At 67.7% G+C, this 21,637-nt stretch carries 21 protein-coding genes and 2 pseudogenes; 2 read left to right on the top strand and 21 right to left on the bottom strand.

Annotated features, from left to right (window positions below; translation table 11 throughout):
• Positions 1–19 precede the first annotated feature (19 nt).
• Positions 20–961: a 30S ribosomal protein S2 gene (gene rpsB / locus ACFYWX_RS10740; protein ID WP_389423612.1), complete on the bottom strand. Its 942-nt coding sequence runs from the start codon at positions 959–961 to the stop codon at positions 20–22.
• Between the two features lie 277 nt (positions 962–1,238).
• Between rpsB and ACFYWX_RS10735 the strand changes: the two genes are divergently transcribed.
• Positions 1,239–1,814 (top strand): M23 family metallopeptidase, encoded by a 576-nt coding sequence (locus ACFYWX_RS10735; protein WP_389423611.1) that lies wholly within the window; start codon positions 1,239–1,241, stop codon positions 1,812–1,814.
• Positions 1,815–1,836: 22 nt separating this feature from the next.
• Here ACFYWX_RS10735 and ACFYWX_RS10730 read toward each other — a convergent pair whose 3' ends face one another.
• The 7 genes and pseudogenes from ACFYWX_RS10730 to ACFYWX_RS10700 form a co-directional block, all read right to left on the bottom strand.
• Complete coding sequence (locus ACFYWX_RS10730) at positions 1,837–2,394, bottom strand: TetR/AcrR family transcriptional regulator (RefSeq protein ID WP_389423749.1); 558 nt, start codon at positions 2,392–2,394, stop codon at positions 1,837–1,839.
• Between the two features lie 65 nt (positions 2,395–2,459).
• On the bottom strand, positions 2,460–3,302 hold the full coding sequence (gene whiG / locus ACFYWX_RS10725) for an RNA polymerase sigma factor WhiG (protein ID WP_389423610.1): 843 nt from the start codon (positions 3,300–3,302) through the stop codon (positions 2,460–2,462).
• 261 nt (positions 3,303–3,563) lie between these two features.
• Positions 3,564–4,724, bottom strand: a complete 1,161-nt coding sequence (gene dprA, locus ACFYWX_RS10720) for a DNA-processing protein DprA (RefSeq protein ID WP_389423609.1) — start codon at positions 4,722–4,724, stop codon at positions 3,564–3,566.
• A pseudogene (locus ACFYWX_RS10715) lies at positions 4,721–5,617 on the bottom strand (ATP-binding protein); the annotation flags it as partial. The pseudogene ACFYWX_RS10715 and the gene dprA, both read right to left, overlap by 4 nt.
• Positions 5,618–5,976: 359 nt before the next feature.
• Positions 5,977–6,195: a hypothetical protein gene (locus ACFYWX_RS10710; RefSeq protein ID WP_389423608.1), complete on the bottom strand. Its 219-nt coding sequence runs from the start codon at positions 6,193–6,195 to the stop codon at positions 5,977–5,979.
• On the bottom strand, positions 6,192–6,443 hold the full coding sequence (locus tag ACFYWX_RS10705; protein WP_389423607.1) for a hypothetical protein: 252 nt from the start codon (positions 6,441–6,443) through the stop codon (positions 6,192–6,194). The genes ACFYWX_RS10710 and ACFYWX_RS10705 overlap by 4 nt, the downstream gene beginning before the upstream one ends.
• Before the next feature lie 23 nt (positions 6,444–6,466).
• Positions 6,467–6,682, bottom strand: coding sequence for a hypothetical protein (locus tag ACFYWX_RS10700; RefSeq protein ID WP_389423606.1), 216 nt, complete (start codon positions 6,680–6,682; stop codon positions 6,467–6,469).
• Positions 6,683–6,909: 227 nt separating this feature from the next.
• Between ACFYWX_RS10700 and ACFYWX_RS10695 the strand changes: the two genes are divergently transcribed.
• Positions 6,910–7,575 carry a hypothetical protein gene (locus tag ACFYWX_RS10695; RefSeq protein ID WP_389423605.1) on the top strand — a complete coding sequence of 222 codons (666 nt, stop codon included), beginning with the start codon at positions 6,910–6,912 and terminating at the stop codon, positions 7,573–7,575.
• Between the two features lie 273 nt (positions 7,576–7,848).
• On the opposite strand, the gene ACFYWX_RS10690 is transcribed toward ACFYWX_RS10695, so the two are convergent.
• From ACFYWX_RS10690 to ACFYWX_RS10630, 13 genes and pseudogenes are all read right to left on the bottom strand, one after another.
• Complete coding sequence (locus ACFYWX_RS10690; protein WP_389423604.1) at positions 7,849–11,943, bottom strand: transglycosylase SLT domain-containing protein; 4,095 nt, start codon at positions 11,941–11,943, stop codon at positions 7,849–7,851.
• Positions 11,944–12,309: 366 nt separating this feature from the next.
• On the bottom strand, positions 12,310–12,459 hold the full coding sequence (locus ACFYWX_RS10685; RefSeq protein WP_389423603.1) for a hypothetical protein: 150 nt from the start codon (positions 12,457–12,459) through the stop codon (positions 12,310–12,312).
• Between the two features lie 423 nt (positions 12,460–12,882).
• Positions 12,883–13,221 (bottom strand): hypothetical protein, encoded by a 339-nt coding sequence (locus ACFYWX_RS10680; RefSeq protein WP_389423602.1) that lies wholly within the window; start codon positions 13,219–13,221, stop codon positions 12,883–12,885.
• A gap of 672 nt (positions 13,222–13,893) precedes the next feature.
• The gene (locus tag ACFYWX_RS10675) at positions 13,894–14,136 is read right to left on the bottom strand and encodes a hypothetical protein (RefSeq protein ID WP_389423601.1); all 243 of its coding nucleotides are present in this window, start codon (positions 14,134–14,136) and stop codon (positions 13,894–13,896) included.
• A gap of 3 nt (positions 14,137–14,139) precedes the next feature.
• The gene (locus tag ACFYWX_RS10670) at positions 14,140–14,520 is read right to left on the bottom strand and encodes a hypothetical protein (RefSeq protein ID WP_389423600.1); all 381 of its coding nucleotides are present in this window, start codon (positions 14,518–14,520) and stop codon (positions 14,140–14,142) included.
• A gap of 8 nt (positions 14,521–14,528) precedes the next feature.
• Entirely contained in the window at positions 14,529–15,491 is a 963-nt protein-coding gene (locus ACFYWX_RS10665; RefSeq protein WP_389423599.1) for a hypothetical protein, read from the bottom strand.
• A 589-nt stretch (positions 15,492–16,080) separates the two neighbouring features.
• The gene (locus ACFYWX_RS10660) at positions 16,081–16,662 is read right to left on the bottom strand and encodes a hypothetical protein (protein WP_389423598.1); all 582 of its coding nucleotides are present in this window, start codon (positions 16,660–16,662) and stop codon (positions 16,081–16,083) included.
• A 579-nt stretch (positions 16,663–17,241) separates the two neighbouring features.
• Complete coding sequence (locus tag ACFYWX_RS10655) at positions 17,242–17,463, bottom strand: hypothetical protein (protein ID WP_389423597.1); 222 nt, start codon at positions 17,461–17,463, stop codon at positions 17,242–17,244.
• Positions 17,460–17,984 carry a hypothetical protein gene (locus tag ACFYWX_RS10650; RefSeq protein ID WP_389423596.1) on the bottom strand — a complete coding sequence of 175 codons (525 nt, stop codon included), beginning with the start codon at positions 17,982–17,984 and terminating at the stop codon, positions 17,460–17,462. Before ACFYWX_RS10650 ends, ACFYWX_RS10655 begins: the two co-directional genes overlap by 4 nt.
• A gap of 441 nt (positions 17,985–18,425) precedes the next feature.
• Positions 18,426–20,012, bottom strand: coding sequence for a recombinase family protein (locus ACFYWX_RS10645; RefSeq protein WP_389423595.1), 1,587 nt, complete (start codon positions 20,010–20,012; stop codon positions 18,426–18,428).
• Positions 20,013–20,070: 58 nt separating this feature from the next.
• Positions 20,071–20,814: pseudogene (locus ACFYWX_RS10640) on the bottom strand (magnesium chelatase domain-containing protein); the annotation flags it as partial.
• Position 20,815: 1 nt separating this feature from the next.
• On the bottom strand, positions 20,816–21,217 hold the full coding sequence (locus tag ACFYWX_RS10635) for a YraN family protein (RefSeq protein ID WP_389423594.1): 402 nt from the start codon (positions 21,215–21,217) through the stop codon (positions 20,816–20,818).
• Positions 21,218–21,295: 78 nt separating this feature from the next.
• Positions 21,296–21,604 (bottom strand): DUF2469 domain-containing protein, encoded by a 309-nt coding sequence (locus tag ACFYWX_RS10630; RefSeq protein ID WP_003993268.1) that lies wholly within the window; start codon positions 21,602–21,604, stop codon positions 21,296–21,298.
• Between the last annotated feature and the right edge of the window lie 33 nt (positions 21,605–21,637).

Raw genomic sequence — 21,637 nt, 5'->3', positions numbered from 1 at the left:
CACCACGGACGCTGACGGGTCAGGCCTGCTCGGCCTCGGCAGCCGGGGCCTCGGTGGCCGGAGCCTCCGTGGCGGGGGCCTCAGCAGCCGGAGCCTCCTCGGCGGGGGCCTCGGCAGCGGGGGCCTCAGCAGCGGCCTCGGCCGGCTTCTCACCCTCGGCGGCAGGGGCCTCGGCCTCGTCGGCCTTCTTCTCGCCCTCGAGCAGGTCGCGCTCCCACGCGGCCAGCGGCTCGCCCGCGGCCTTGTCGCCCTTGCCCTCGGTGGCGACACCGGAGCGGGAGATGAGGCCCTCGGCGACCGCGTCGGCGATCACACGGGTGAGCAGGGTGACGGAGCGGATCGCGTCGTCGTTGCCCGGGATCTTGTAGTCGACCTCGTCGGGGTCGCAGTTGGTGTCGAGGATCGCGACGACCGGAATGTTGAGCTTCCGGGCCTCACCAACCGCGATGTGCTCCTTCTTGGTGTCCACGATCCAGACGGCGCTGGGAACCTTGGACATCTCGCGGATACCACCGAGGGTCTTCTCCAGCTTGGCCTTCTCGCGCGAGAGCACGAGAAGCTCCTTCTTGGTCAGACCGGACGCGGCGACGTCCTCGAAGTCGATCTGCTCGAGCTCCTTGAGGCGCTGCAGACGCTTGTAGACGGTCGAGAAGTTGGTGAGCATGCCGCCCAGCCAGCGCTGGTTGACGTAGGGCATGCCGACGCGGGTGGCCTGCTCGGCGATGGCCTCCTGCGCCTGCTTCTTCGTGCCGACGAACATGACCGTGCCGCCGTGGGCGACGGTCTCCTTGACGAACTCGAAGGCGCGGTCGATGTACGACAGCGACTGGAGCAGGTCGATGATGTAGATGCCGTTGCGCTCGGTGAAGATGAAGCGCTTCATCTTCGGGTTCCAGCGACGGGTCTGGTGACCGAAGTGGACGCCGCTCTCCAGCAGCTCCCGCATCGTGACGACGGCCATGGCCGTATCTCCTTGAGTTTCTCGGTTGTCGCGGATGCCGGACGGCTCCCGCGCCTGACGCCCGCGACGCGCCGTGCCACGAAGGACCGAGGGGCGCTTGATACGTACGGGCCGTTGCCGACCGCCTCGTACCGGGGCGTGCGAAGTCGACCCGGTGACCCGGATCGCCAGAAGAAGTGTACGGGACCCGGAAGGCGCCGGGTGACGCCGATGTCCACAACCGGGCGGTAGTCCACAGATCCCGCCATGATCGACCGGACTGCGCCACGCTCCTCCCATGCGACATGCGCGAGCGACATGGGCGTTGCTGCCGGCCCTGACCTTCACCTTCCTGGCCCCGACGGCCCGGGCGGGTGCCCCGTCCCCACCACTCACCCCCGATCCGACACCCCCGGTACCGGCCATCGGCCGCACCTGGCCGGTGGGGACCCGCCCCGCGGTCCTGCGCGGCTGGCAGCCCCCTGCGACGGTGTACGGCCGCGGCCACCGAGGCGTGGACCTGGCGGCCCCGCCGGGGGCTCGGGTTCGGGCGGTGGCGGCGGGCAAGGTGTCCTTCGCCGGCCGGGTGGCGGGGAGGCCGGTCGTCTCGGTGGAACTCCCGGGTACGGGCGACCCGCCCCTGCGCACGACGTACGAACCGGTACACCCGTCGGTGACGAAGGGGGACGAGGTGGAGGCGGGCGAGACGATCGGCACGGTGGAGGCGACGGGTTCGCACTGCTCGGCGACGTGCGTGCACTGGGGCTTGCTGAGGGGCGAGACCTACCTGGACCCGCTCACCCTGCTACCCCCGTGGCTCCTGCACAGGGGCCCGTCGAGACTGCTGCCGGTACTCGACGTACCCCTGCCATGACCGCGGTCGCGGGCATTCGAGCTCAGCCCTGAACCCCCCGCAGAGCCATCCCGACGGCCGCATCGGTGATCGCCGCGGGATCCTCCGCCGCCCCCAGCTCAATCCTGCGTACCGCCGCGTCCACGACCCCCTGCAACAGCATCGCCGCCAGCCGGGGCTCCGCGTGCCCCATCTCCCCCAACGCCTCCACGATCATCGCCACGAGCCCCCCGTGCGCGGCCCGGATCTTCTCCCGGGCCCCCGCATCCAGCTCGCTCGCCGAGATCGCCACGACAGCCCGGTGCCGCCGGTCCCCCACCAGCGCCAGCTGCTGCCGCACATACGCCTCGACCTTGCCCTCAGGCGTCCGGGCCCGCTCCATCGCCGCCGAGACCTCCGCCGCCCAGACCGGGAAGTCGACCTCGCACAGTTCCTCGACGACGGCCGCCCGGGACCGGAAGTACTCGTAGACGGACGACCGCGCCAGCCCCGTCCGCTCCGCGAGGGCCGGGAAGGTCAGCGCCTCCGTCCCACCCTCGGACAACAAAGAACGCGCCGCATTCAGCAGGGCGGCACGCTGCATCGACCGGTGCTCGGCCACGGAGGCCGCTCGAATCCTTGGCACGTCAACCACTTTACGGACGCACCACCCCCGACACGGCCGGTTCAACGACCGAAGCTCGCCAGTTTCGCGCGCAACTGCAGCACCGATTTGGTGTGGATCTGACTGACCCGGCTCTCGGTCACGCCCAGCACGTTGCCGATCTCGGCCAGTGTCAGCCCCTCGTAGTAGTAGAGCGTGACCACGGTCTTCTCCCGCTCGGGCAGCGTGTTGATCGCCCGCGCCAGGAATCGCCGCAGCTCCCGGTCCTCGGCCACCTCCACCGGGTTGTCCGCGGCGGTGTCTTCCAGCGTGTCCATGACGCTCAGGCCGTCCCCGCCCTCGCCCCCGACGTGCAGCAGCTCCTCCAGGGCCACCACGTTCGCCAGCGACAACTGGCTGAACACGGCGTGCAGCTCGTCCACCGCGATGCCGAGCTCGGCGGCGACCTCGCCCTCCGTGGGCGTGCGTCTCAGCCGCGCCTCCAGCGTCGCGTACGCCCGCTCCACGTTCCGCGCCTTCTGCCGCACGGACCGAGGGATCCAGTCCAGCGCGCGCAGCTCGTCGATCATGGCGCCCCGGATCCGGGTGATCGCGTACGTCTCGAACTTGATCTCCCGGTCGATGTCGAACTTCTCGATCGCGTCGATGAGCCCGAAGACCCCCGAGGAAACGAAGTCGGCCTGCTCCACGTTCGGCGGCAGACCGACACTCACCCGTCCCGCCACGTATTTCACGAGCGGTGAGTAGTGCAGGATCAGCTGCTCCCGCAGCCTGTCGTCCCCCGTCGCCTTGTAGGACCGCCACAGCTCGTCGAGCGTCGAGGGAGCGGGCGGCCGCACGCTGCCACCGTCGCGGGCGGCTGGGGGGACAGCCGCCCGGTCGGACCCGGAGGTGTGCTGGGGCATTCGTCGCCTTGTGCCGTTCTGCCGTGAAGTACGTGAGGTGTCGGTCTGATGTCGAGTTGCCGGACTGCGCCTGGATTCTCGTGAGCGTAGCGTGACTGAAGTGTTGCGGTGCGCGAAGAGCGAGGCGCTACCCGTAAGCGGCACACTTGCGCCAGGCACCTTGCGGTGACGCGACCATCGCGCTCGGTGACGGCCGGGGGATCCCAACTCCGGGAAACCCAAAGGGCATCGGGGTTCCCCCGGACGGCCGAACACGCTCGGTCAGCACTCACCGCGACCGCCGTGGGCGGAGATCATCGCCTGGCGTGTCAACTTCCAGCCATCGCCGTGTCGTTCGACGTAACCAAGTGCTCTAAGTTCGTACAGTCTCGCGATCGCGTCGTCCTCCGCCGTCTGAGCGCCCCGCGCGATCTCACCGGCCGTCGCCGCTCTCCGGGCCGGCAGCGCGGCCAGGACGCGCCGGGCGCCGGGTTCCAGCAGGTCACGGGGCAGCACGGGCCCGCGCCGGTCCGGAGCGAGCTCCCCGATGTCTCCGACCTGTTCGACGACTTCCGCGGCGTCGGTGACGAGCACCGCCTCCCCGCGCAGCAGTTCGTGCACCCCCGCGGAGAGCCCACTGGTGGCGGGCCCCGGCACGCCCATGGTGTGCCGGCCGAGGCGCTGCGCCGCCCGTGCCGTCACGAGCGAGCCGCTGCGGTACGCCGCCTCGACGACGACCGTGCCCCGGGTGAGCGCGGCGATCACCCGGTTGCGCAGGATGAACCGGCTGGGCGTCGGATGATCACCGGGTGCCAGCTCGCCGATGACGAGCCCCTGATCCGCGATCCTGGTGATCAACTGGGTGTGCCCGCGGGGGTAGGGCCGGTCGACGCCGCAGGCGAGGACCGCGACGGTGGCGCCGCCCGCGCCGAGGGCGCCCCGGTGGGCGGCGCCGTCGACCCCGTAGGCGCCGCCGGAGACCACGACCCAGCCGCGCTCGGCGAGACCGGCGGCGAGCGTGGCGGCCATGTGGGCGCCGTACTCGGTGCAGGCCCGCGCGCCCACCACGGCGACCGACCGCAGCGCCCACATCCGCAGGCTGGGCCGCCCGCGCACCCACAGTCCCAGGGGCCGGGCATCCCCCAGATCGTCGAGCACCCCCGGCCACTCGACCGCGCCGGGCCACACGAACCGCACCCCGGCCTCCCGCGCGACGGCGAGATCCCGCTCGGGCTCCGCCCGCCCGGCCCGCGCGACGAGCCCCGCCCACCGCGTGCCGCTCCTCCCGGGCAGAGCGTCCCCACCGCTCCGCAACCGCCGCGCCACCCCCACGGCCCCGAGCTCCCGCACCCACCGCCCGGCGACCTCGTCGCCGGGCTCGATGACACGGGTGAGGAAAACGCGCGCGAGCAGCTCGTGGTCCGGATCGTCACCGCCGCTCACGTCAGCGCCCCGATGGCCATCGGCACGCCGCGCGGCACTCCCGTACGCAGTTGCAGCGCCAGAGCGACGTCCGTGGCGTCGGGCCGGTCGTGACCGACGAGGTCGGCGACGGTCCAGGCGACACGCAGGACGCGATCGAGGCCGCGAGCGGTCAGCACGCCCCGTTCCAGGCTTCGCTCGGCCTCGTCCATCGCCCCGGGTGCGGCATGCCAGCGGCTGCGCAGCTCCCGGCCCGGAACCTCGCTGTTGGTCCGCCACGGTGTACCCGCCAGCCGAAGGGCCGCCCGGTCCCGGGCGGCCCGCACCCGTGCGGCGACCGTCGCGGTGGACTCGCCCGAGGCGCCGCGCCGGGTGAGCTCGGCCCTGCCGACGGGGTCGACCTCGACCCTGAGGTCGACCCGGTCGAGCAGCGGTCCGGAGAGGCGGGACTGATAGCGGCGGATCGCCGAGGGTGGGCACTCGCAGAGGTTGTCCGTGAGCGAGAACCGCCCGCAGGGGCAAGGGTTCGCCGCGAGCACCATCAGGAACTGCGCCGGGAACCGCACCACCCCCGCACTGCGCGCGATCACGACATGGCCCGCTTCCAGGGGCTGCCGCAGGGCGTCGAGGACCCGGCTGCTGAACTCCGGCGTCTCGTCGAGGAAGAGCACTCCACGGTGAGCGAGCGACACGGCCCCGGGCCGGGCGACGCCCGGACCGCCGCCGACGAGCGCCTGCATCGTGGCCGAGTGGTGCGGGGCGCAGTACGGCGCCACGTCGATCATGGGCTTGCCCGGCGGCAGCAGCCCCGCCACCGAGTGTACCGCCGTGACCTCCAGTGACTCCTGCCGGCCGAGCCGGGGCAGGACGGCAGGCAGCCGCTCCGCGAGCATCGTCTTGCCGGCCCCGGGGGGGACTCACTGAAGGATACAGAGTCACCAACGCCGCGTGTACATAAGGAGAGAGCCCCGTTCACCGCGGACGGGGGTCCGTGGTGAACAGGGCCGTACCCGCCTCCCAACGTCCACACGGTTGGACGCTGCCGTCGGGCGGGCTACCTCGTCCCCGGTGTGGGGAGCCGAATGAGGACGAGGACTTCACACCGCCCAAGCACCTGGCGAGGTGCCGCCATTGGGCGGGTGCTCGTCCCCCGAAAGGCGCGAAGAGGGGACGAGAGTTCAGGACGCTGGCGGGGGCTGGGGAGCGTGCCGACCTCAAACGGCTCGACCCAACCGCCCCCGCCGCGCCCTCCGCGGGCCGGCTGCACAGGCAGCTAGCTCGCGGGCCTGGGGGTCGACGTCCAGTAGTGGACGCCGTGATACTCGCCGTCGCGCATCAGCGCCCCGGCATGCCTGTCGTCTGAGTGGGGCTCCTCGTTACACGTCACCGTGACGCCCGACCAGTCAGCCTTGGTGACGCGGAGTTCCGTCTCGATGAATTCCGACGGAAGCGGCGTCGTGGCGCCGCAGATGGCGTCACCCTCGTCGCTCATGACGTGACCGCCTCCGGCTCATCCTCCGGCTGCTTCGCGGCGGCCGACCGGAACAGGTGCGACGCCGGCGGGACGGAGAAGTTGGTGATCGTGACGGCCTGGAACTTCGTGTGCCAGGGGGTGCGTTCGGTGTGCTCCCTGGCCCACTTCACCGGGTCCCTGTCGTCCGGCCCCTGCCGATCAGTGCAGCCCTCGCAGGCCACCCAGCGCGTCAGCGGAATGGCTTCCAGTTCCTCGGTCGTGCTCACCTGGGTGTGGATCTCTACCGGCTTCACTTCATGCCCTCCGGGTTGCTGTGATGGCGCCGCAACTCGACGAAGTAGTCCGACGCCTTCGAGAGGTCATAGTTCGGACTCTTCGGGTTCCTGGCGTCCGTGCCCTGCCGATAGAGGGCCGCGCACACACCGCACCCCGGCGTGGGTGCCGGGTCACTCAGTCCCGGATCAGGAAGCACTACTGCTGCCTCCTGGACTCCGTGTAACGCCATTCCTGCACCTCCCTCTCAGCTTCGGACGTACGACACGTCTCCATGACTCGGAGATGCTCACCCGCCACAGGAGACGTTTGAACGGCCGACTTGCGGACACCTAGGCCGGACGCGCGATATCGTCCTAAGAGGCCCAAACGTCCTCGGGGGAAGCCTTGAATTCGGATCTACAGCGCGCTATGGACGAGGCGCAGACTTCGCGCAGTCGTCTCGCCCGTACAGTCGGTGTGACCAGCAAGACGGTCGAACGATGGCTAGCCGATCCGACCCGCGTTCCGCACCCCCGAACGCGGGAAGACGTCGCGAAGGCGTTGGGAGTGAGTACAGACGTGCTGTGGCCTAGGGCAATCCGTAGCACCGTGAAGACGGGGGCCGATCGGGAGATCATCGCCGCGTACCCCTACCGCAACGCGTGCTCTACGTCAGTGTGGGCGCGTCTCATCGACGGTGCGTCAAGGTCGATCACTTTCGCTGGGTACACGAACTACTTCATCTGGCAGGAACATCCGCGCCTAGCCCAACGGCTCTCTGCGAAGGCGTCGGCCGGCTGCGTCGTGCGTTTCCTCGTCGGCGACCCGGAGTCGGAGATCACCCGTCGACGGGAGGAGATCGAAGGGGTTCCGCTCACCGTCGGGACCCGTATCAGGATCACGCTCGACGCCCTGAGCAAGATTGAAGGTAGCGGAGTCGAAGCGCGGTTCTCTGACGGTCACATCGCACTCTCCGTCTTCACGTTCGATGACGAGATGCTCGTGACGCCGCACCTCTCCAGCTTGCTGGGGCACGAATCGCCCATGCTCCACCTGCGCCGCCTCGGGGACGATGGCCTTTACGACCGGTTCTCCAGTCACGTTGAGGCACTGTGGGACGAGGGACGGCCCGTTACAGGCTGACGTCAGACAGGGAATCCCAGCGCACGCATGCGGCGCCGGTACGCCTTCCCGCACTCGCCGTCGCAGTACAGCCGTACACGACCGGCGCCGGGAGTCTGCTCAAGAGCAGCGCCGCAGTTCCCGCACCCGTGGTTCGTCTGGCTCTTGGCGCTCTTCGTGTAGTCCATGTCGGTCCTCTCAGTCGAAAGCCCCGCGGATCCTGTCGACCCGCGGGACGTAGCTATGGCCGTCACCATGTCGGCGACGGCCCGGGTGTGTGCGTGGTGGTGTGCGTCAGATCCTGCGGCCGTTGCTGAGGGCCGTAGCGGACTCGTCGGCGAAGATCTCGACGCGTCGGTCCACGATGTCGGTGATCTCGTGCGTGCCGAGGTAGGTGTGACTGTGGACGGTGATGTTCGGCGTCCCGCCACTCTTGGCTGCACGCATATCTGCGAACTGCTGCGACGTCATCACCGGCTCTGGACTGCCAGTGCCATTGGCGACGAGGGAGAGGCCGGGCGGGAGATACCCGCCGTCGTCGTACAGGTTGGGGACCACCCGCCCGCCCTTCGCGTATCCGCCAGGGCGGTTGTAGGCGGTCGGCAGCGAACCGTACGCCGACATGGCGTAGCGCATGGATGCGTAGATGTTGGCCAGGGGGTTCGTCGAGACGCCGTAGGAGAACGGTCCGACGTTCCGCATCTTGCCGGCGTAGGCCCGGAACGTCGGGCCGATGACCTGCATGAGGCCGACGGAGGGGTGACCCGCGGTCCAGTTGCTGTCCCACTTGTTGACGATCGTGGGGTTGCCGCCGGACTCCTGATTCATCCGTCGTAGCGTCAGGTCCGCATACGAGGCCGGGTTGCCAGTCATGCTCAGCGCCTGGAGGACCGTCGGCCGCCACCTGGCCACGCCGGAACCGCCGTTGCCGCTCCCGATGTTGCTGCCTCCGCCTCCGGAAGGCGTCACGGCTCCGACGATCTTGTCTAGCAGGCCAGAGGCCATCTTCGCCGGGAACTTTGCGAGCGTCGCGCCCAGTCCGCCGACGTTGAGACGCTCCCGGACACTGTCGAGGATGGGCTTCATCAGCCTGGCCCACACCTTCGACGGGTGGGCGAGCAGATCCGCGCCGGTCTTCGCCCAGTCGACGCCCTGGGAGACGGCTCCGCCGATGGTGTCCTTCGTCCAGTCCCACGCGTCGCTCAGGGCGCCGACGATGCCTCCATCCTTGAAGCGGGGAAGCTCTCCCGTCGCGTTCATATAGGCGAGGTTGTCGAATCCGATCTTCCGCGCGCTGTCACGCCGAATTATGAACTCGTCGGCCATGGCGAGGATCGGGATGGAGTCCTTGCCGGGAATCCCCCCGTGCGTCCGTCCGCCGTTGGCGAACTTCTCCGGCGCTTCGAGGAGCTTAGGCGCGTTCGGAAGTGGGTCCAGACCGACGAAGTCAGCGACGTGATCCCAGAGCGCCTTGATTCCCTTCGTGTACGCCCATTCAATCAAGAAGTTCACAGGGCGCGCGGCGATTCCGGCGACCTGATCCCAGGCCACTTTGATGGCTTTTCGCGCGTCCTCGAAGGCATCGCCGACGAGGCCGACAGCCGTCCTGATGTTGTCGAACGCCGGCTTCAGCGCCACGTCGTACAGCCACGTCGCCATGTCGGATATATCTTCGAACGGCTCCTTAACGCCGTGGTCGTACAGCCACTTGAACTTATCCCCGACCCACTTCAGGCCGTCCCACACGTTGATGAGCGCAGGTCCGAGAGCGTTCTCCCACAGCCACGTAGCCTTTTCAGAAATCCAGTCGAACGACGGCTTCACGGCATGAACGTAGAGCCACGAAAACTTGTCCCCGACCCACTTCAGCCCTTCCCAGAGGGCTATCAGCATGGGTTGGATAATCGTGGTCCAGGCCCATGACACCGATGTTGAGACTACGTCCCACGTCCCCTTGACGATGTCACGGAACGTCTCGCTGTGATCCCATGCGTACTTCAGGGCCACGGCCAGCGCAACGAGCGCTAGGACTACGAGGCCGATCGGGTTGCTCGCCATTGCCAGGTTGACTAGCCGCGTCGCGATCCAAAGTCCATAGAGGAGCTGGATTGCCCACGGAGCGTTTTCCGCTACCCAACCGATGATCTCAGCAGCGTTCCCGAGGAGTTCGAGGATGACGCCTGCGAAAGGCTCCAGTGCAGTGGCTACGTCGAGGAACGCCCCGCCTATCTTGCCGAGCGTCTCAGCGACTAGCGGTCCGCGCTCCTTGACGTAGTCTAGGAATCCCTCGAACGCTGGGGAGCCCTTCAGGTTCGAGCCCCAGTCTGCAAACGTCCCCGTAGCATCGATCATATGCTGAGCAATGGAATCGATGTGCGACAGGAAGGCAGAGATTACGCCGGCTGAGCCCTTCAGGATGTTCCCGAATGACTTACCGAAGCCCACGATTGCGGGCTCTGCGCTCTCCTGGATTCCCCTTTTGAACTGCTGCCAGAACGGCGACTTCAGTTCCTCTGACGCAGCGTCCTGGAGTTCGCTCACGCCGTCAGCGGCGTTCTTGACGAGCGGGGTCAGTCCCGGGAGGGCGTTCTTCACTCCGTCGACGGCACGCGTGAAAAGCGGGAGGACGTCAGGCTGTACCGACGTCTGCCACGCGTCGAATGCGGACTTCAGCCCCTTCGGACCGGCTATGGAGTCGTAGAGGGCGCGTTGGGACGGCGTCAGCTTGTCGAGAGCCTTCCGGTACTCGTCCGACTTGCTGACGGCCTGCGCGGTGGTGTTGACCGACGACAGGCGCGCGGCCTCGACGCCACGTTCCGCGGACGCTATCTGCTCTGCTGCCTGAACCTGAGTGTCGGCCGCGTTCTGCACTGCGTCGGACACGGCCCGCTGTGCGTCGGCAACAGTCTGAGCAGCGTCTACCTGAGCCTTCGCTGCCTCGCGGTGCGCGTCGGCCAGGGCCTCCGTCTGATCCTGCACGTTGCGCTGAGCGTCGGAGAGCTGCTCCGTGGCGCGCTTGACGTCGGCGTTGCCGTCGACGCCTGCCTTCGTTGCGGCGTCGGCGTCCTTCTGGAGCTGTGAGTAGTCCTTCTTCTGTTGCTTCGCAGCCTCCGTCGCCTGGTCGTAAGCGAGTTGCGCGCGTTCGAGCTGGAGGTCAGTCGCCGTGCCGGCGGCGTTAGCCTCCCGGACGCGGTTGAGTTCCTGCTCCGCCTCCTGGACGCGGAGGGTTGCCTCCCGCTCGTCCAGCTTGCCTTGCGTCAGCTTGTCGTTCAGATCGGCGAGTTGCTGCGTGGCGTCCCTACGCGCCTGCGTCAGGGACTCCTCAGCGTCGCGCGCCTGGCGCTTGGCATCGGAGAGGGAACGCTCCGCGCGCTCGACGGACTCTGCTGCCTGACGGCGCTGCTCCATGGCACGGGCCGCAGCCTGGCCGAGAGCACGCTCAGCGTTCTCAACCTGGCGGTTGGCCTGCTCTATCTGCTGTGCAGCCTGACGGTGGGCGCTGCGCAGGGAGGCTTGTGCGGAGGCCATCTGTAGGGCGCTCTGTGACGCGCGCTTGTTGGCGGCTGCTGAGTTGTCGGTGGCGTTCGCCGACTCCTTCTCCGCCGCAGACTTCGCCTGGATAGCGCTCGTCACGCCCTTGATCGCGGGAATGGCTGCGAGCGCCAGGGCGCCTACTCCAGCGCCGGCCGCCACGGCTGCGGAGGCTATGGCGCCGATACCGGCGGCAGCGATCGGGATGACGGGTAGTGCAGCCACGGCACCCAGCGACACGGCAAGTTGCATGAGGGCCGCGTTAGCCTGCCCCGTGTCGGCACGTACCTTCACCTTGACGTCGTCACGGTCGACGTCGTTTATGAGGCGCTGCATCTCCGCGAGTTCGGCCCGCGCGGTCGCAATGTCTGAGCGCACCTGGATATTCGGACTACGGGAGCCGAGTTCCGCCAACTTGGCGTCGATAGCTTCCAGCTCCGCAAAAGCGGTTTCGGCGTCGATGTCAACGCCTATTCGCTTTCCGCTGAGCGTCTGCATGCGTGCTCGAACGCGCGCTAGGTCACTGTCGAACCCCGTTGTACTGAGACGAACGTCGGGACGAGGCAGGGACCGGAAAGCGACTTCCAGGCGGCTTTTGAAGGCGCGGCCAAAGGCGCCCGCGTTGTCGTCGCCAGCACGCGTTGACGCCGTTCTCGCGGCGTTGCCGCCCGTTGTGATGGCTCGCGGAATAACCGGGACGATATGGCGAGACATTGCCTCACCGAAACGTCGTCCCGCTTCCTCTCCCACACGATCCGCCGCAGGGAGGGCAATCGCCTGTAGCTTCGCGTGGAACGTCGGGGCAATCGGGACGATGTCGACCGCCGCTGTCCCGACGATGTCCAGGTCACCGGCCATGCTTCACCCCCAGCGGCTCCGTAGGAGCCGTGCAGAAGGTGACGTCATCGGGGTGGTCGCGCAGGCCGAGAAGTTCGCCGATTAGGTGAAGTCGGTGCGCTTGGCGTTCTATCGCCGGCGACTCCTCGCAACGGGCGATTATCGCAACCTCGATCGTCCATTCCCGGCAGGCTTCACTACAAAACGCAGAGACCTCCAGGGCGTCAGCTTCCGTCAACGCAGGCAACGGCGAGAACGGGCATGTTGGGCGCGCGCAACGCGCAGGAACAGGTGTTGTCATCGGGATTCCCGGGGCATAGAAAAGGCCCCTAGCGCGTCCGCTAAGGGCCTGGAAAGTGGTCTGTTAGGTTGGGTCGCTCGTCGACGTCAGGCGGCCTCCGCCTCGTCCTGGAAGATTCCCGGGACGCGGTCCCGGGGGTTCTTACGCGCGTCGAGGAGAGCCGACAGCCGCATCAATTCCGCGGCCTCGTCGACGTCGTTTTCTTTCAGCGCGCGGTGTGCTCGGGTGTGCCACACGGAGCACTGTGCACTGCACATTCGGTCCCGGACCTGAGAGCCGTCGGGCCGGCGTCGAGTGCGCCGGTCGAACCGGCACCCCGCGCGCTTACATCTGTTGCTGAATTCCATGACTCCTCCGTGGGGTGGATACGAGAAGAGCCCCGGGGATGAATCCTCCGGGGCTCTTCGGCGTGTAACGGTTAGCGTCACACTTTCTCGGGTTTTCTCGCCTGACGCTTGATCCTTCTTTGCGCACGATCCGCCTCGTCCGCCGTGCGCGAGGGACTCCAACGGGCCGTCAGGGGGCGCCTGGAAGGCACTCTGACGGCCCCTCGCGGACCAATTGCACCGCAATTACGGGGAGGCGGAGAGCACCTGTACGGTCCGGAAGGGTGCCCGAAGGGGATCACCCCCCTGGTATCTCCGCAGGTCAGAGCGTTGTCACGGCTGTCGCACGTGCCAGGGCTCGCCTAGCTCGTCGCGCCACACGGGCCGGCTGACGGGGCCGCAGAGCTGCGCGACGCGAGCGCGAAGCCCGTGATCGTCGCTTGTCTGCTCGCGGGTGAAGTCGTCGCGAGCATCGACCCAACGTCGACGAGCACGGATCATCGCCTCTGCCTCGCTCAGGGCGTCCAGCTCCTCCACCGTGAGCCACTCCTCGACCACGGCCGGCGCGAGGAGACGGGGCGGACACGCGTACTCGGGTATCTCACCGGTCCGGGTGTCCACGCCCCGCGCCTCGTCGCGCATGCGCTGTGCGCGCTGCTCACGTCGCCCCATCAGTCGGGCCTCACAGCCTGCGGGGGCTCACCCACAATCCAGCGCATTCGCTCCATCGCTGAGGGCGTCAGGCCCAAGTCGTTGAGTAGCGCGCGCTGTTCGCCAATGAGCTGTGCACTGACGCGGGGTGAGCTGAGGATCGTTGACGTCGCGACGACGAGGGAAGCGACGGCAGGAAAGGCGCTGTCCTCCCACGCGTCAGCCGCAGGGCTGGACCACAGTTCGTTCCAGTGGTGCTCTTCCGCCTTCGTCCACTCCCGCCCTGGAGGGAGCGGGGGTGGATCGTCGGTGCACCCGTCGGGCGGGAGGTAGCGGACGGAGCGTTCGTCGGCACGGTGGCGCGAGTTCCGTGCGGCGGGATTGGGCTTCGGCCCGGGTCTTCCTCGGGATGGCATGCTGCCTCCTACGAAAAAAGACCCGCAGCGAATCTTCGCGGGGGGTCTTTGATGACTTCCTTGATCAGCTACTAGCTTCCCGGCGCATCGTCGACGATCTCCAGGCACGGCCCAGTGCCGCACGCGTGCATCACTCCGTCATTCCGAGTCTCCACCGTGCTGGCGGGCGCCGCAGCCAACTCGACGAGGAGCCTTGCACGGGCTGCTGCCGCTCCGCGAGTCCGCAGCAACTCCGCCAACTCCGTGGCGTGTTCAGTCATGCGGTCAACTGTACGGTTCAGCCCTGACCGATGCTGCTGACGTGGTCCAGGCGGACCGTGTGCACCTTCGTCGAGACGGTGACCGTCAGGACGTTTGGCCACTGATCCACAACCGGGTAGCCCCCGGGGGTCGACTCGTATGTCAGCGTCCCCGTCAACGTCTGTCCGCCGACGAGGCCGACCGCCACTTCCTGCCCGTCAAGTTCGCGCGCGCTGGCCTTGACGGCGTCGATGTACTCGTTGAAGGTACTCAGGGACACAGGTCACCGCCCGTTCATGGTGTAGGTGCGTTCCTGGAACGGGTTGCGCCCGTCGCTGTTGTCCTGTCGTCGCTCAGGTCGTCGCCCGTCCTCGTCGAGGCCGTGACGCTGTCGGTAGCGCTCAGCGCCTCCGCTGACAGTCCCGGCGCCGTTGCCGACGTCGGGGCCACGGTTCCCGCCGGAGCGGGGCGCAGGAGGCGCAGGCGGACTGACGAGGCCAAGTTCCGCAGCGAACGACTGAGCGTCGGCCGTCAGCTCCTCGTCGGTGCTGCCCTGGAGTCGGGCGCTCTGCTCGACGGTGAGCCCCACCGTCAGGCCGGCACGGAGTCGGGCAAGTTCGAGCACCGCGGGATGCGGCGGCTCTGGAGTCTGAGTGGGTTCCATAGTTGCTCCTAGAAGTAGTCAGTCGTGGACCGCTCACGGTCCGGTGCGGTGGCGTTCGGCGTCGGACGGGCCGGTGTCGGCTGTGAGTGATCCATGTGCGGCGTGCGGGAGTGCGCGTAGACCTCCGCCGGCTTCGGCGTCAGCGGTGGGAGGACCGTCGGCGAAAGGTCGATCGGTCCGTCAGCGCCAGTGGTGACGTCGATCAGCGCACCCACGTTGGCGTCATCGCGGAGATCCTCGAACGACGTCGGGACGTAGGCCGTTTCGACGCCCGTAAGCCACAGGAGAACCGTCTCGGAGTACTCGCCGGATCGGGTGGCGTCCTGCACGAAGGTGGGGACGTCGTCCAGGCGCCCGCGGACTTCGCCGTACCCCTCGCGCCTCCACTTGCGAAGGCTCCGACGCTCGTCGGTGTCGCGGTCGCTCACGGCGGATCGCGGACGAGGCCCAGGGTCCAGCAACGCCCACTGAGCCGCACGGATGTTGGCCAGGTGTCCGACGAGCCCCTGAAGCCGGCCCCATGCCTCTACGACGGCGCCTCCGGCCTTGATGGCAGCGTCCGCCGACTGGACGTCCCCGAGGGTCTCAGCGGCCGTCCTGGCGTCGCTCAGCACCTCGTCCAGCCTCGTCCCGAGGTGCTCCAGTGCGTCACTGGCAAGTGCCTGACGGGTGTCGTAGGCCAGTAGCTCCGTCGAGTCGACCGCGCGCTTCCTGGCCAGCCTCTCCGCCTCCCACGCGGCAGCGTCAGCGTGCGCCTTCGCCGCTTGCTTGCCGATGTCCGTCGGCCACGTGCCGTCAGCCTGGAAGCCGGCCACGGCAGCGTTGATGACCTCGTCACGGGCGACATCGGGAGAAGTGCCCTGCGGGTGGTCGCGAAGGCGCTTCTTCGCGTCGTCGAGCAGCTTCTCCATGCGCTCGATCTCAGGCACGGTCGCGAGTGCGGCAGCCAACTCGATGTTGGTCGTCGTCATGATCAGTCCTCTGTCTCTGGAAATGACGAAGGACCCTGTCCACGTGGGCTCAGGGTCCTTCGGAAGTGCGCCGTACGTTCCGCACGGCGTTGCCTCATTCGTTGGCGCGTGGGCTCGGGGTTCTGTGCGTACGCCTCACGTCGCTTTCGGTTCCAACACGGGATGCAGTGGGGCCGTGTACCGCCTCGTCCCATGGCATCGAAAGGGAAGTGCTCCAGCGTGTGCGGGAGCCACTCGCCGCAGGTCAGGCACGGCCGTGACCCACGGCTAGGCACGTCGAGCGTGCTCATTCGGTCCTCCGTCCGTTGGCGTTCGGTCATATCGTTCGAAAGTCGGGCATGAAAAAGGGCTCCCATCCGCGGAGTGGCGGCGCGGAGCAGCGCGACCCACAGAGGGGGAGGTCGGTGCTCAACGCGCTCCCTGCGGGACACGGACGGGAGCCCTTCAGGCGTGACGTCGGAGGAGAGGTCAACGTCACGCAGCGCAAGAGCCTTCAACGGCTATTCCGGGGCCGGAGACTCTGCGATGCGACGAGGAGAAGGTGTGGCTGTGCGACACCCCTTCTCCAGATCTAGATGTAAAGCGAACCTCAGGCAGCGTCGGACCCGCGAACCCGCCTCATGCGGTCCCGCGCGCGCCCCCGGTTCCACAGCTCGCGGCACTCTTCACTACACAGCTTCTGCCACCGTCGGCGCTGACTCCGCGGGCGACGCTGCTCAAACGCGTTGCAGCACTGCGCGCACGCTCCCTGCCACACCTTGAAGTCTCCGACGATCGTCACACGGGCGGAATTGTCGACGTCCCACGACGCCCCCGGCGCTGCACCGACCTGGCGCGCCGCATAAGCAGCTGCTATCGACGGATCCACTCTCACCGTCACTTCGCCAACCACGGGCGGGACGATGTCGACCTCACGCCCCGACGGCCGGCGACGCTGCGGACGCTCGTCCTCGTCAAGTGCGGCGTCGTTCCAGTCCTCGAACTCCCGGAGCCCGTACTCCTCGTCGCTGATCTCCGCCAGAGGGTCACGCCCCGACAAGCCGCGCCAGTAGCCACGCCCTGACGAGATGTACGCTCCGCACGCTTCCATGTCGCCCTCTAGCGCTTGCATCTCCAGGGCCTCATACGTGCGGCGGGTGCGTCGAACCCTCAGACCGTCCTCGTGCCTCACAGCTATCCCCTTGTCGTCGGCAAGCCGCGTGTTCGGCTTACAAAGGGGTTATGGGGGAAACGGGGCCAGATGTTCGGTTGGGCGGCACACCACTTTGACGACGACGAGGAGCGCCCGAGCGTCAGTCACCCTGCGTAACCCTGACTCGGGGAGCCAGGAAAACCCACGTGCGCCTCTGAGGGTCCGTGAGGCCCCGGACGGCCCCCTGATGCCCACGGCGCCTGAAAGGCGCTCAGGCGGACACCCAGACCCCTTCTCGCGCCTCGTCCGCGCCCGCCTACCCGTCGAGGGGAGCTTTCGGCGTCCTCCGGGGCCAGTTTGGTCCAAAGTGCCAAACTAACCTCACTTTTCAAGTCTCTCTAACACGCGTTAAGGAGAGTTGGAACTAGGGGGTTAGTTTGGCACTTTGGCACCTAGAACGACCCAACGATAGACGGAGGGTGACGAAGGGGCCGAGATCCAATACGTTCCGTTAAGTCGCTGTCCGAGCGGAGGGTGTCGGCCGACGTCGACGAGGCGCCCGGACAGTGACGAGGGCCGTCTCCGGTTGCCCGGAAAGACGGCCCTCGTCACGTTCAGTTACTTGGCGCTCTTCGCTTCTTCCTCTGCCAATTTCCGTCGGAGGTAGTCGGCGTTCCAGGCGACATCCTCGGGTCCCTCTTCCAGGACGCCTTTCACCGTCACCCGCACCCACAGGGCACGATCATCGAGGCGACGGCCGGAGTCGGGGCCGGTGGGCACGGTGAGCGCTTCGAGGACGACACTCAGGAGGTCGCGGAGATCCTTGGCTTCGTTGCTCACGCCGACGCCTCCAGGGCGACGAGGCGGGCCGACGACTCCGCGCGGCGGATCCCGTCGAGGCACCCGGCGTGGAGCGGGACGTACGCTTCGCCGCTCTCGACGATCTCCAAATCCTCTACGTCGTTCCACTCCAGGCACCACGTACAAGCGGAGTCCCCGCTGCACTCGGCACACCACACCTCCCCGCGCTCGTCGACGTGGGGCCGCGTGTAGTGGTGGACGAGGCCGCAGTCACACGTAACCGACTCGTCGTCCGTCAGCGGCTCGTGGACGGGAACACCGGCCGCGAGAGCCTCGCCGACGAGGACGAGCGTGGACGCGTCCCGCAGTGACGTCACGTCGCCCGTCAGGTACACGGCGGCGAAGTCCGTCACGCGGTGGTCGGTGTGGGTGGCGTACACGGCGGGGGCGCCCAGCTCGAAGGTGATGTTGAAGGCGACGTGACGGAGGTGCTCGATGTCGGAGGGAGTGTTCGTGGGGCCGACGACGAGGGCGAGGGAGGGGGCGGGGACGGCGTGCATACTGGTGTCTCCTCTGAGAGGACGAACGCCCCGGGATGGTCTGCCAGGACTACGGGGCGTTCGCTGTTTCTGCGGCGCTTCCTTGTGGCCACAAAGCTAGACCGTTTGTGGCCACAAGCGCAACCCGTTTGCCGCTTGAGTTTGTGGCCACAAGTCGGCTACCGTCCCCGTATGGACGTCGAAGAGAACGAGTACGACAAGGCCCGTCGCGTGCGCATGCCTGACGACGAGTGGGAGCCACTCCTTCATGCGGCCAAAGTCATGCATCCCACGGGCCGCAGTCCGCGGGGACGCGTCATCCGGGAGTTTGTGCAGTGGTATCTACGTCGGCCGGGCGCCAAGCTACCTGAGCGGCCTCCAGCCGGCCCGTGGAGCAAGGCGCCGTAGACATGACGAGAGCCCCGTCGGACATCCCGGCGGGGCTCTCGCGGTGTCTGACGGTTAGTCGCTCATCTCCTCGTCGAGGATCTCCATGAGGCGCGCGGTTGCGGGGTCGTCCTCATGCCGCCCGATGGTGACGCGCTCGTGGTCCCACCGCCGGCTTCCGTAGGCCGGCTGGATCTCTGCCCGGATCCCGAGCGACACCAGCAGTAGGCGCCGCTCCGCGACGTCCTTTGCGGACTTCCACTCTTGCGCGACGGTGCGCCCGGTCGGAACCCACTCCCACCGTTCAGGTTCAATGGGCTCAGCTTGCAACTCGTCTAGCGCCTCCTGACGAGATTCGAGCTGTCCCATGACGGCATCCTTGGCCCTGCCACGGAGTCCGACAAGCGAAGCTGCTAGTTCTTCGATGTCGGCGTTCAGCTCTTCGATTGCGGCTGTCTTGTCTCCGGCGCCACCCACGCGCACGTGCTCCCGAAACGGGATACGCCCCAGGTTCGTGAGGAGCCATTCCTCTACGTGAGCTTCGAGATGGCGCGCGGTCACTGTGACGCCGGGACACACACCGCTTTCACGCAGGCGCTTGTCCCTCACTGCGGGACATGAGTAGACGTCGCGTCGCTGATCCCCGTACTGCCGACTGTTGTAGTACAGCGTTTCGTCACACTTCGGGCACCACGCGACGTGCAGTAGAAGCGTCGCCTTTCGACGAGGGCGGCGCGGGTCCACTGAGGCGGCGTCAAGCGCCTTCTGAAGGGCGAAGAACGTCGAGTCGTCCACGAGCGCCGTACCCACCCGCACAGGCGCCCCAGACTCGTCCCTGACGGCCCGTCGGTCCTTCCTCTTGCCGACGACGCGAATCCCCCGCAGTACGTCACTTCGGAGGAGGTCACGGAGCGGCGAATACGTCCACTCTGCGTACCCGGGAGCCGGCGGAGGAAGCTCTCCGCGGAGCGACTTGCGGTAATCCAGCGGGCAGAGGACGCCTTCGTGGTTCAGTCGGCCAACTTCCTGCGAAAGGGTCACGCCGGAGATGACGCGCCGGATGACGTTCCGAAGCACTTCGGCCGACACCTCGTCGACCTCCAGCCGCTTTCCTCCCATCCCGTCGGGGACGATCCGGTATCCGTACGGAGCGGCGCCTCCAAGCCACCTTCCAGCGCGCCGAAGCTCAGCACGTGACCGCAGGATGCGGCTTTGAGTGACTTCGCGCTCCATCTGCGCGAAGGCAACCATGATGGTGGTGACGAACCGCCCGTACGGGCTCGTCAGGTCCACCTGACCCTGAACATCCGCGAGCGTGGTTCCTCCGGCGTCGAGCGTCTCAACGAGCCCAGCGAAGTGGTTCGACTGACGCGAGAATCGGTCGATGCTCCGGGCCACCACCACGTCGATGTGCTGAAGGTCATTGAGGATGACGCTGAAGCCTGGACGCTCCTCCGGGCGCATCGACCCCGACACGCCTACGTCGTACGTCACGAGGACGACATCCCACCCGCGCAGGCGGCAGAGCGTCCGTGCGTCCTCTTCCTGAGTTGCGATACTTGTGCTGTCGTCGGCGTCACGGGACAGCCGCGTCATGATCGCGGCTCGCAAGCGTCCAGATTGCGCCTGCGGCTTTCCCCATCCCGCCTCGTACTTGGCCACCACCGGACCGGATCGTTGCTCGGGCAGCAAAGCCCCTCCTATGTCTACTTCAGTGTGCACCCCCGCCGGGCGGGCCCTCCAGGAACAGGTGGTGCCCGCCCGCAGCGGACACCTCGACGGCGGTGCGCGCCGAGATCTGGCCGACGACGTCGGCGAGGTCGTGCCCCTGGTCGTGCTGGGCGGCACCCGTGCTGTGCATGCCGGTGGCCGCGCCCGTGCCGGGCACGCGCAGTCCGGCAAGGAGCGGATCGGGCCGTCCCGGCGCCTCCGGTTCCTCCTCGGGCACCGGCTCGTCCGTGAGGACGGCGATCAACTGGCGCAGGCTGCGGATGCCGAGCACGGAGATCCCCGGCACCAGCGAGGCCTCGGCGGCGGCGCACTCCGGTACGACCACCTGTTCGTATCCGGCGTCCGCCGCGGCGAGCACCGCGGGGAGGATGCCCCTGACGGGCCTCACCCGTCCGTCCAGGCCCAGCTCTCCGATCATCACGATGTCGGCGAGCACCCGTGGGTCGATCCGCTCGGCGGCGCCCAGCACGGCGCAGGCGACCGCAAGGTCGAAGCCGCTGCCCGCCTTCGGTACCGATGCCGGGCTCAGGCCCACCGTGAGCTTCTTCTGCGGCCACTCGCCGCCCGAGTTCACCACCGCCGCCCGCACCCGGTCCCGGCTCTCCGTCAGGCTCTTGTCCGGCAACCCCACCAGCGTGAACGCCGCCACCCCGGGCTCCAGGTCGGCCTGGACCTCGACGACGACGCCCTCGACGCCGACCAGGGCCACGGAGCACGTACGTGCGAACCCCATCTCAGGCCACCCCCCGCACGTGCTCGACCACGGGTGCGCCGCGCTGGGGCAGGAGGACGCCGACGAGATCGATGCGGACGCCGCCGGGTGGGGCTCCGCCGTGTTCCTGGGTCCAGCGTTGTGCGAGGCCCCGCAGACGGTCCGCCTTGGTGGGCGTGATCGCGGCCATGGGGTGCTGGAAGGGCCCCGCCCTGCGGGTCTTCACCTCGCAGACGACCAGGACGTCGCCGTCCCGCGCCACGATGTCGATCTCTCCGGTCCTGCCGCAGCGCCAGTTGCGCTCCAGGACCGTCATTCCGGCCTCGGCCAGCCGCCGCGCGGCCAGCGTCTCGCCGTACCTGCCGAGTGCACTGCGTGCCCGATGTGCGTTCATGTCGGCACCACCTCCGGCGCCAACCGTCACGCATCCGCCCCCACGAAGTGGATCTTGGTGGAGAACTCAGCGGTTGTGGACAACTCCGTCACCCACTCGGGCCACCCGTCACCCGCTCGGGAGCTCCAGGTCGCTCTTGTTGAGCTCCTCGATGTTCACGTCCTTGAACGTGAGGACGCGTACCTGCTTCACGAACCGGGCCGGCCGATACATGTCCCACACCCAGGCGTCCGCCATGGACACCTCGAAGAACACCTCACCCTGGACCGAGTGCACCTGCATCTCGTAGTCGTTGGTCAGGTAGAAACGCCGCTCGGTCTCGATCACGTATTTGAACAGACCGACGACATCGCGGTACTCCCGGTAGAGCTTCAGCTCCATCTCGGTCTCGTACTTCTCGAGGTCCTCGGCGCTCATGGCATGTTCCCCTTCAGCCGTGCGATCCCACCA

Source organism: Streptomyces sp. NPDC002888, assembly GCF_042888465.1.
Taxonomy (GTDB): domain Bacteria; phylum Actinomycetota; class Actinomycetes; order Streptomycetales; family Streptomycetaceae; genus Streptomyces.
The sequence above is the reverse complement of the archived record's forward strand: the minus strand, read 5'-3'. Positions and strand labels throughout refer to the sequence as shown.